We start from the raw sequence: 10,835 nt of genomic DNA, 5'->3' as shown, positions 1-10,835 counted from the left end.
CCAACGCCCGCACCAACCCGGCTATTCCACCACGACTGTGCCGCTGGGCCTACTCGTGGCAGGCGTCCAGGAGAACCCGCCACTCACTGGTTGATATAGGTCTCCGCAATGCCCGAGCGATATTGGTTGCCGCCGACCGAGGGCAACGAGGTGAAATAGACCATCACCCAGCGCGTTGTCACCGGCTGATCCGGGGTCAGCGTAACCTCGCCGCCTGCGGCGGAGTCCGAAGCGATGACTTGCCATTCGCTGACGGTGTTCATCGGCGGGCTGGCGGCCGAGGCGTCGTTCTCGATCGGCACCATCAGCTGAAGTGCGTTCGGCTCATTGTCGAGCAGCAGCCGGACGCTGCCGACCGGCACGGCCTCGCCGAGATCATAGACGATGCCCGCGCCCGGCTTCAGACCACCGAAGGCCGGATTGTTCAGGTAGGTCAGCGTGTGCCAGACCGTGGAGGTATCCCCGTCGGCGGCATACCCCGCGTCACTTGAGTTCTCGTTGTTATCGCCGCCATCGGCCGTCGGATCGAAATCGAAGACCGACGCGATCGCGGCCGGCTCGACGGATGCGGCGTCCGTGGTCGGAGCGTCCTGGTCGGTGCCGCCGCCACACCCGCGGAGCTGCAGCACCAGCAATGCCAGTAACACGAAAACGGTCAACACCACGATGACTTTGCGGCCCAGCGCCGCCGTCGTCGCCTTCTCTGGCTTCAGCCGAGGTGGGGCGGCCACCGGGCTCGGATGAACGGGCGGCTGGGACGATGTGGCCGGTCGGTCACCGCCCGCAGGTGCCGGCCAGGAGCGCACCGGCACCACCTCGGTGGGCGCGTCCAAGTCGCCCGTCGGACCGGGAAGTTCGTCCTCGACCCGCGGCATCGGCTGGGTGGCATCCGCCGGATTCGAGTGCATCGACATCCACTCGGTCTGCACCGGGGTCGCCGACGGCGTGCCGATCTTGTGGTTGGCCCGCATCAAAGCCTCCAGAGACTCCTCGGCGTCCACCACATCGCTCATGCCTTCGAGCGAATCCGCGACATCGTTGGCGGTGTGCAGGCCCGGGCCCACCAGCCCCAGCTGCGGACGAAGCGCTGCCATCGTTACCGTCGACAGACTGGGCGCGATAGCCGGATTGACCTCGTGCGGACTGGCCCACAGCTGCTCTCCACCCGCCCCTCCCGATCGGTCCAGACGCAGCGGTGCCGGCAGAAGTCCCCAGTGGCTGCCCTGCGGCTCGTCCGGCGGCACCGGCCAGCGGGCGGTGGTCAGGCTGTACAGCAGGCGTCCGAGGTCATAGCAGTCGATGCTCTCCTGCTCAGCCCAACTCAGCTGGTCCTCGCCGGGTTTGGGACGCAGCGCAGCGTCGATCAGGAAGCCCACGATCTTGACGTTGCCGTTGACGGTAATGATGACCGCGCTCGGGTTGATGCGCAGGTGGAACAGGCCGCGCGCATGCAGCGGTGCCAGCGCGCTGGCCATCTGGTCGACGATGTAGCCGGCCTGCTCGCCGGTCAACGGACCGTTGGCCAGCATGACCTGAAGCGAATCGCCGACCGCGAACTCGCTGACGACGAACGACCACGGCTCCTGACCGGTGGCTTCCAGTGCGTCCAGCACCCGCAAGAAGCGCGCGTCGGTGATGGTCGCCGCCCTGCGTGACGCGTCGAGCACCCAGCCCATGCGCGGGTCGTCGGGAGGCAGCAGATGCATCAGCACCGGGCGTGACAGCACGCTGTCGGTAGCCCGCCACGTCATGATGCCGCCGGTGCTGGCCAGCAGCGCTTCGAGTCGGTAGCGTCCCGACAACATCAGTCCCGGACCGGCGGGAGGTCGCAGGATGCGGCCGGTCGGATCGGTCTCCGGATAGTCGGACGAATAGTCGGTCACAATGCCTCCCCTGGTCGATGGCTGACGACGCAGCTACCTAGCACGGTTCAGTCCTCCCGGTTTTCGCGACGCATGGAGCGCACCCGGTACGCGGTCGCGCCGAGCAGCACCGCCCCCGACGCCACAATGATGATCCATGCCACCCGGCCCGCCTCGGTGCCGGTGATGGTGAAACTGACCGGATTGCCCACCGGGTGACCGCCGGTGGTGACCACCTGGGCCTGCATGGCGACGATGCCGTTGCCCTCGGTGACCGGGCTCACCCGCACGGTGCTGGACTCTCCGGGCTGCACCGTGACCGGATCGGAATCTGCCACCGAGATACGCAAGGGGTTGTCGGAGTCGAAATGCACCCGCACCGTCAGCTGGAAGGCGGTGTTGTTGATGAGCGTCACGGGCAGCAGGTTGTCTTCGGATGTCGTCACCCAGTCGCTGATGCGCAGCTCCACGGCGTCCGGGCTCGTGATGGCCATGGCGGGCTCGCTGGCCAGCTCAAGCCAGTGCGTTTGAGCGTCGGTGTCGCGCCCGAAGGCGGTCGACCAGGCCGTCGGCAGCACGTGAACGGTGGGATCGGGAACCCCGGACGGCCGCTCCACGAGCTGGCTCCAGGCCTCCAGGAGTTCGCCGGTGTGTGAACTCGCCTGGGCCAGGGTCTCGCTGGCACTCTGGTTGGTCTCGGGCCAGCTGGGGGATCCGGCCGAGGTCGTTGACGCCAGCAGATCGGCGATGGAACGCCGGTGGCGCCACGAATAGTCGGCCACCGCAAGATCGGCTTGCGACTGTGTGGTGACCAGCTGAATCGAGGGCAGCCCCTGGTTGCCTGCAATGAGCTGGCGCGCGAGAACGCCGCCTCGTGCCTGGATCGGGTTTCCGGCAGGTTGAGCGGCCGACGACGCGTCGACGCTGAGCAACTGCAGGCCGAAGGCGTCATAGCGCAGCCGGTCGCCCAGATTGCTTGCCACGATGTACCTGGGCGAGACGCTCTGCAGCGCGGTCACGGTCTGCTGGTCGACCTGCCCGGAGAAGGGAACGACAGCGAGCGGGAGTGCCGCCAGCACGTGACCACTGGGCAGCTCGGCCGCTTGCTTGATGACGGCTTCTTGCCCGGACGCCACGGCCTGCGTCACATCGACCGAACCGTAGAGGCCGCGGACGATGCGTCCGCTGGTCATCAGTGCGTCGAGCCGATTGAGCCAGTCCTGCGCGACTGCACTGCCGGCAGAGGTCGCCTCCGAATGGCTGCCGTCGGCCAGCCGGATCGCATGCGGCAGGGCGAGCTGGGTCACCTCGTCGTAGAGCTGCGGATCGATGACGATCAATACGTTGTCTTGCTCGGCCAGGGCCAGCAGCTGCGACAGCCGTGTTTCCAGATCGGCCTTCAGCGACCCGTCTGCGAAGACCGGCAGCTGGGCGGCATCGGATTCGAGCGGCAGCAGACTCGGCCGGGCATTCAGCAGCACGATCGTGCCGACATCGGCCTGGGTCGAGCCGGGATAGCCGACCAGCGCTGACGAGCCGCCGAGCTCGCGCGGTCCGCTGAAGACCTCGACCCCGACCTGGTAGACGGCATCGGGCTGGCTGAGCCAGGACTGTTCGGCAGCATCGGAGCCAAGGTCGGCTCGCACCGTGAAGTCTGCGCTCGCACCAGGCGCGAGCGTGCCATCGTCACCGAGCGAGGCGACGGCGTCCGATGACTGCATGACTTCTCCGGACGCCTGCGGGTCGGCCTCAGCGGCGTTGAGGCTGCTCAGCGTCGTGATCGGGGTCGCGTCTCGCCACAGGTGCGCAGTCAGCTGGGACAGTGGCTGATCGGCCTGGTTGGTGACGCGTCCGCTGATCACCAGTTCGCCGCTGCCGCTCAAGGTGGCCGGGGCGAGCGAGGTCAACTCGACGAGAACCTCTGTGGGCTCCTCGGCGTGGCTCGACGCGACCGGCAGCCCGGCGACCAGCATCAGCAGGCCGAGCAGGACGCCCAGCAGCCGAACGCCGCTTCCCGCCCGCGCGTATTCGCTTAATGCCACCCGCTCATCCTAGATTGCGAAGACTACGGCCATCGCCCAGGATCCGCCGGTCGGCGATGGCGAAGATCAGGCCGAGGGCCTGGAGCACGACGATGACCCCGATGGCCGCGGTGAATCCGGCCGTCCAGCCGATCGGCTGGACCCAGAACAGCACCGCGGTGATCATGGCATTGCCGACTGCGGTACCGATACGTTCGCCCACCTGCTTCACCGCACCGGCGGTGCCGCCGATATTCGCCGGAATCTCCTCCTGGCTGAGCGCCTGGTTACAGGTGTTGACCGCACCGACGCCGATTCCGAAGAGGATCAGCGGCACCGAGAGCCACATATAGTGCAGCGTCGGAGAGTCACCGTCCATGAACCATGCCATCACCATGACGCTGATCAGCCCGACGAGCGAACAGCAGAACCCACCGATGACGATCGCGCGCCCCGAACCGATGACGTGCCGTCCGCTCCACAGCGAGGAGATCGCCGATGCGGCGGCATTCGGGAGCCCGATCATGCCGACCAGCAGGGCGGCCGCTCCCAGCCCACTCTGCAGGTGCAGGGCGACCACCACGAAGGTCGAGGTCGCGCCGAGGAACTGCACTCCCGAGATCACGGTCGCGTGGGTGAACGAGCGGATGGCGAAGAGGTTGAGGTTCACCATCGGCTGGTGCCCGGCCCGGGCGTAGTTGCGCTCCCACCAGACCCACGCCCAGCCGAGCAGCGGAACGGCCACCAGCAGCAGGAAGCCGGCCGCAACGTGCAGCATGAAGGGCATCATCACCGACAGCACAGCCAGCGAGAGCAGGATCATGCCTACCGGATCGAGGTCGAGCCTGGCGGACACGAATTCGCCGCGCTGCCTGGCGAGCCGCCGCACGCGCTCCGGACCGAACGGCAGCCAACGGAAGCCGAGAATGATCGTCAGCACGCCGATCGGCACATTCCACAAGAAGGACGCGCGCCAGCCGATGTTCGGGCCGAGCGAGTTGATCAGCAGGCCGGTCAGCAGCGGGGCGATCGCCACCGATGCCGAGACGACCAGGCCGAACAGTGAGAATGCCCAGGCCCGCCGCTGGCCATGAAAGTACTGGACGATCATGCCGTTGACCTGCGGGGTCGACAAGCCGGCACCGACCCCCTGGACGATGCGCATGGCGTTCATCCACATCGGGTCGTCGACCATGGCGCAGACCAGGGAGGCCAGCGTGAAGACCGCGACCCCGGCCAGGAAGACCGAACTTCGTCCGAGTAGGTCGCCGGTGCGCCCAGCGGCAACCAGGACCATGCCGAACGCCAGTGCGTAGCCCGAGAGCATCCATTGCACATCGGAGTTGGAAGCGCCCAGGCTCGACTCGATGCTGGGCAGGGCGACATTGATGGCGCTGATGGCCATCATCGTCATCGCCAGGATCGACAGCAGGACGACGAGCATCCGGCCCCGGTAGAAGATCCTCTCGGTGCCCGGAACCCGGATGATGTTGTCGTCCGGGTGTTCGCCGTCACTGTTCATTGCGACTCTTCCACCACTCGAGCAGCTCGGCAGCGGCCCGCTCCGGGCCCATCGGGCCTTCCTCGATGCGGCGGCCCAAGAGGAACTGGTAAGCCTGGCCGACCTCACGTCCGGGCCCGATACCGAGCAGGGTCATGATCTGGTTGCCGTCGAGATCGGGTCGCATGGCGTCCATCTGCTCGGCGGAGGCGAGTTCGTCGATACGGAACTCGAGTTCGTCATAGGCCCGGCGCAGCCGCTCGGCCTTGCGCAGATTGCGAGTCGTGCAATCGCTGCGGGTGAGGATGTGCAGCCGTTCGAGCTGGTCGCCCCCATCGCGCACGTAGCGCCGCACCGCGGCGTCGGTCCAACCGCTGGAGGCACCCCCCGATGACCCTTCGGCATAGCCGTGGAAGCGCAGATGCAATGCGATCAGATCGCTGACCGCATTGACGATCTCCTTGGAGTAGCGCAGCGCTCTGAGCCGCTTGCGAGCCATCTTCGCGCCCACGATGTCGTGGTGGTGGAAGGTGACCTTGCCGGCTTCCAGGCCGCGGGTGGCAGGCTTGCCGATATCGTGCAGCAGGGCTGCCAGCCGGACGATGAGGTCGGGACGGTGATCGGGATTGGGATGCCCATCGACATAGTCGCGGGCCTTCTCGAGTTCGATTGCCTGGTCGAGCACGGTCAGCGAATGCTCGTAGACGTCCTTGTGACGCATGTGTTCGTCGCGTTCCAGCCGCATCGCAGGCAACTCGGGCAGCACCAGATCGGCGATGCCGGTGCTCACCAGCAGATCGAGTCCGGCGCGTGGGGAGTCGGTGAGGAGTAGCTTGCTCAGCTCGTCGCGCACCCGTTCGGCACTGATGATGGAGATGCGGTCGGCCATCTCGCCGATGGCCGTTCTGGTCACCGGATCGACCTCGAAGCCCAACTGTGAGCTGAACCGCGCGGCCCGCATCATCCGCAGCGGGTCGTCGCCGAAGCTGATTTCCGGCGTACTCGGAGTGCGCAGTGTGCGCGTCGTCAGGTCGTCCAGGCCACCGAACGGATCGACGAAGCGCCAATCATCCAACCCGCCCGAGCCGATATCGAGAGCCATCGCGTTCACGGTGAAGTCGCGGCGCAGCAGATCGTCCTCGACATGTTCGCCAAAGGCGACCTCGGGCTTGCGGGAGGTGCTGCGGTAGGAATCCATCCGGAACGTGGTGACCTCGATCAGCCATTCATGTCCGCCGCGGGCGGCTTGTGCGCTGATGGTGCCGAAGTCGCGGCCGACATCCCAGACGGTGTCGGTGAAGAGGTTCAGCAGCCGCTGCGTCTCATCGGGTCGTGCCGAGGTGGTGAAGTCGAGGTCGTGGCCCTGGACGCCCAGCAGTGCGTCACGCACCGAGCCACCCACCAGGTAGAACTCGTGGCCGGCCTGGGTGAACAGCGCCCCGAGTTCGGTGATGACCGGACTTGCCGGAAGGAGGGACGCCAAGGCGGTCGTCTGGGTGCGGCTGACGTTCGACATTTGAACCAGTCTAGCCGCGCAGCCTCTGCGCCAGATCGTGGTCTGTTAACGACCGGACGAGGCGATGGTCGCCCCGGCCGATGCGATCGCCACCGCCGCCAAGGCCATCCAGTCGGTGAGACCGAGTACTTCGCCCAGCAGCACCCAGCCGGCGATCGCCGCAGCCGCCGGAGCCAGTGACTGCAGAATGCTGAAGATGTTGGGCGAGATCCCGCCCAGGGCGATGAGGTCGAGCCGGTAGGGCAGCACCGAACTGAAGACACCGACGACCAGCCCCATGATGAGCACGCCCGGCGTCCACAAGGGACCACCGCCGGCGTGAATGGCGGGGAAGGCCAACACGACGGCACCGGACGCGCAGGCGATGGTCACCAGATCCGCTCCCCGCCAGTACTCGCGGGCCCGGGCGCCCAGCATGATGTACCCCGCCCAGCAGCAGGCAGCCACCAGCACGAAGCCCAGTCCGGTCGGGTCGAGGGGCTCGGGTCGGAAGCCGAGCAGCACGACACCCAGCCCTGCCAGCCCCGCCCAGAGCAGATCCAGGCGTCCGCGCGAGCCGATGATGGCAACCGCGAGCGGGCCGAGATATTCGATGGTGACCGCGATGCCGAGCGGGATCGTCCGGATGGCCAGGTAGAACGCGGTGTTCATGGTGATCAGCGCGACCGAGTAGCCGGCCAGCGCGAGCAGGCTTCGCCGGCTCAATGGTGTGCGCGACCGCGATCCGAGATGGCGGGCGTGGCGCACCCTGGTGGTGACCGTCTGCAGGACGACCAGCACGAGCGTTGCGAAGGTGAAGCGCAACCAGGCCACGCTGAGGGCCGGGATCAGATCGAAGAGTCCCTTGCCCAGCGCAGCGCCGGATTCGACGCAGATCACCGAGCCCAGCGCACAACCGATCGCCACCTCATGGGAGATGGGTGCGTTCGGTTTGGCAGGGTTCGGTAGGTCGGTCATGGGCACGCGATTTCTTGGAGTCAGTCGTCGATCGGGGTGGAGGCCCTGGTCAAGCGAGATTCGTGGGGAGTGCGACCTTGATGCCTGCGGCTTGCAGGGCACTGATGACGCGGACCCGGATCTCGCGTTCGAGGGCCCACTGCTGGTTACCTGGGCACTTGACCGTCACAGCATAGATCGCCCGGCCCTTGTCGAACTGGGTGAGTCCGAGCACCGACGGCGAGTCGAGCATCTGCTCGCTCCAATGCTCGTCTTCGTCCAGCTGGCCGGTCACCTTGCCGAGGATGTCGAGGATGGTTTGCGGATCGTCGTCCGGGCTCAGCGGGAACTCGATGGTGCCGGACGACCAGCCCTGCGTCCGGTTGCCCAAGGTCACGATCTCGCCGTTGCGGATGTACCAGATCTCGCCCTTGTCGTCGCGAATGCGGGTGGCGCGTAGTGCCAGCGAGAGCACGGTGCCGCTCACCTCGCCGACGTCGATATAGTCTCCGACGCCCAGCTGATCCTCAAGCATCAAGAAGACACCGGAGATGATGTCCTTGATCAGGCTCTGGGCGCCGAAGCCGAGCGCGATGCCTCCGATGCCCGCCGACGCGAGAGCCGGCATGATGTTGAGGCCGAGCACCTGCAGAATCATGAAGATCGCCACCAGGCCGATGACCGTGTCGAGCAGCGAGATGAGCATGCTGCCCAGGGTCCGGGCGCGATGGACCTGCCTGTCGGTCGTGAAGCTGCCCGCCTTGGACAGCACTGTGGCGGCCCGCTGGCTGAGTCCGTCTCCCGATGCGGTGGCTCTGCTGCTGACCGACTTCATCCAGCGGGTGATCAGGCGTTTCAGTACGCCCCGCAGTATCAGTGCGAGTATCGCGATCGTTCCGATGTCGATGAGGGTCTCGGGCCAGGTGAAGGTCATGTGCACTCCGGATCAGCCGGTGATGAAATCGATGACGGCCTGTTTGTCGGCGCCATCTCCGTTGTATGACATCGCGCAGATCGCATACTGATCGTTCCAGCCCACGATCCAGCTATGCGATTGCGAGGCGTCCCCGAATTCGGCGGTGCCGGTCTTCGCGCCCTCGAGGATTCCCTGCATCTGCATCGCGGTGCCCCGAGACACCACCTGTTGCATCAGGTCGCGCAGCATGGCTGCTTCGTCCGCGGTGAGTGGCTGGGCTGTCGAGGTGGGCTGCTCGCTTTGGACGAGATAGGGAACCGTGGTGTGGCCGTTCGCCACCGAGGCCGCCTCGGCGCTCAGTGCCAGCGGTGACATCAGCACCTGACCCTGCCCGATCATCCCCGCGGCGTGCTCCACCGGGTCGTCCACCTTGGGGACCGAACCGTAGAAAGCACCGAATCCGGTGTCGTAGTCGACGCCCAAGCCGAGGCTCGCCGCCGCGCTGGCGAACTGATCGCTGGAGATCTGCTGGGAGGCATTGAGGAAGGCCGTATTGCACGACGCCGCCACCGCGGTGTCGAGCGGCACCATGCCCATCAGCGAGGTGGGATAGGCGGGATGGTTCTTGAACTCGCGGCCGTTGATGGTCGCGGTCGGTGAGCAGTTGACCAGCGAGCTGGGCGTATAGCCCTGCCGGATCAGCGCCAGCGAGGTGGACAGCTTCATGGTGGAGCCCGGCGGATAGGCGCCGGTCGTCGAGAACGATTGGACGCCGGCTGCGGGCGATTCGGCGGCAGCCAGCACCCCGCCGGAGGCCTTGTCGAGCACGACCAGCATGACCAGGTTGTCGGTGTGCGGCGCCACGATGGCTTCGGCCTTGCGCTGCAGATCGGTGTTCATCGTCAGCTGCAGCGAGGTGCCGTTGACCGGCGCGACCGAGAAGAGCAGCTTGTCGCTGGTGGCCGGGGCACTGGCGCCCGACGATGCAGTCGCGCCGGGCGAGCTCTGCGGGCTGGGGCTGTCGGTCTGCGGCGGCAGCTTCTCCAACTGGCTTTCGCTACGGTCGATGATGCTGATGGCATGTCCGGGCAGGCCGCGCAACTCGGTGTCGTGGATCTGCTGCAGGCCGGACTGGCCGACGATATCGCCCTCGACGATCTGGCCCTCGCCGGCAGCGATGTCTTCGGCGGTCGCTTCGCCGGCCGTCCCGAGAATGCCGCGTGCGAAGGTGCTGGACGGACCCAGCGGAAGGGTGCTGCCGAGCGCGACCGCACCCAGGATCGACTCGATCTGCGGCGGCACCTGACCCTCGCGGACGGTGATCGCCAGCACGAAGGCCTGCGGGCCGGCCGCGGAGACCTGCTCGGCGAACGGATCGGCGTCGATGCCCATCAGCTGGGCAAGCGCGCGCGCCGATTGCTCGTACTGGTCGGGCTCGATCAGCGTCTTGTCGATGCCGACCTTGTAAACAGGGCGTTCTTCGACGATCGCCATGCCTTGGCCATCGACGATGGAGCCGCGGCGAGGCGTGGTGCGTTGGTCTGACAGGCGGGTGGTCCCGGTGAGTTCGGGGTGCACGATGCCGGGCGTCCAGTCGATCTGCCAATTGCCGTCGACATAGCTCAGCGATGCGGACGAGCCGAACGACCACCGGTTCTGAGTGAACTCGTAGCTCTGACTGAGCTGGACGGTGGCTTCGGTGCCGGAGTCGGCATAGTCGACCGCCGTGACCTCGACGGTGGGCAGCAAGCCGTCGAGAGCACCGGTCGCCTGCTGATAGTCGAGGATCGCGCGGTCTTTGTCACCCGAGAACCGAAGATCATCGATGGAACCCTGTTCCAGGGCCGCGGCGAGGCTGCCTGCGGCCTCTGCACCACCGGGTGATGGCTTGGGCTTGAACGGCGCGCTCGTGCAGCCGGCCACGAGCATGGCCACAGCGAGCAGCCCGATCAGCCATCGGGGTCCATTGCCGTTGAGTCGCCGCATGTGTCCAACCCTAGTGGCCTGCACTGACAGTATGTCTCAGGGCTCTGGGTGGCGATCCGGCATGCAATGCCCGGGTATGGCGCGGTTGTGTATGACA

General features: G+C 66.5%; 7 protein-coding genes. All 7 read right to left on the bottom strand.

Annotated elements, in window-relative coordinates; translation table 11 throughout:
- Positions 1 to 83 precede the first annotated feature (83 nt).
- Genes AAFP05_RS03545 through AAFP05_RS03515 form a run of 7 tightly spaced genes read right to left on the bottom strand, consistent with a single transcriptional unit; the run spans position 84 to position 10,738 of the window.
- Positions 84 to 1,883, bottom strand: a complete 1,800-nt coding sequence (locus tag AAFP05_RS03545; RefSeq protein WP_341728480.1) for a hypothetical protein — start codon at positions 1,881 to 1,883, stop codon at positions 84 to 86.
- A 47-nt stretch (positions 1,884 to 1,930) separates the two neighbouring features.
- Positions 1,931 to 3,904, bottom strand: coding sequence for a DUF6049 family protein (locus tag AAFP05_RS03540; RefSeq protein WP_341728479.1), 1,974 nt, complete (start codon positions 3,902 to 3,904; stop codon positions 1,931 to 1,933).
- Positions 3,905 to 3,908: 4 nt separating this feature from the next.
- Positions 3,909 to 5,405 carry an MFS transporter gene (locus tag AAFP05_RS03535; protein ID WP_341728478.1) on the bottom strand — a complete coding sequence of 499 codons (1,497 nt, stop codon included), beginning with the start codon at positions 5,403 to 5,405 and terminating at the stop codon, positions 3,909 to 3,911.
- Positions 5,395 to 6,900: a CCA tRNA nucleotidyltransferase gene (locus tag AAFP05_RS03530; RefSeq protein ID WP_341728477.1), complete on the bottom strand. Its 1,506-nt coding sequence runs from the start codon at positions 6,898 to 6,900 to the stop codon at positions 5,395 to 5,397. Before AAFP05_RS03530 ends, AAFP05_RS03535 begins: the two co-directional genes overlap by 11 nt.
- Before the next feature lie 45 nt (positions 6,901 to 6,945).
- On the bottom strand, positions 6,946 to 7,857 hold the full coding sequence (locus tag AAFP05_RS03525) for an EamA family transporter (RefSeq protein WP_341728476.1): 912 nt from the start codon (positions 7,855 to 7,857) through the stop codon (positions 6,946 to 6,948).
- Positions 7,858 to 7,906: 49 nt separating this feature from the next.
- The gene (locus AAFP05_RS03520) at positions 7,907 to 8,770 is read right to left on the bottom strand and encodes a mechanosensitive ion channel family protein (protein ID WP_341728475.1); all 864 of its coding nucleotides are present in this window, start codon (positions 8,768 to 8,770) and stop codon (positions 7,907 to 7,909) included.
- Positions 8,771 to 8,782: 12 nt separating this feature from the next.
- Positions 8,783 to 10,738, bottom strand: a complete 1,956-nt coding sequence (locus tag AAFP05_RS03515) for a penicillin-binding transpeptidase domain-containing protein (RefSeq protein WP_341728474.1) — start codon at positions 10,736 to 10,738, stop codon at positions 8,783 to 8,785.
- Positions 10,739 to 10,835 lie beyond the last annotated feature (97 nt).

It is taken from the genome of Brooklawnia sp., from assembly GCF_032229645.1.
GTDB lineage: Bacteria > Actinomycetota > Actinomycetes > Propionibacteriales > Propionibacteriaceae > Brooklawnia.
The sequence above is the reverse complement of the archived record's forward strand: the minus strand, read 5'-3'. Positions and strand labels throughout refer to the sequence as shown.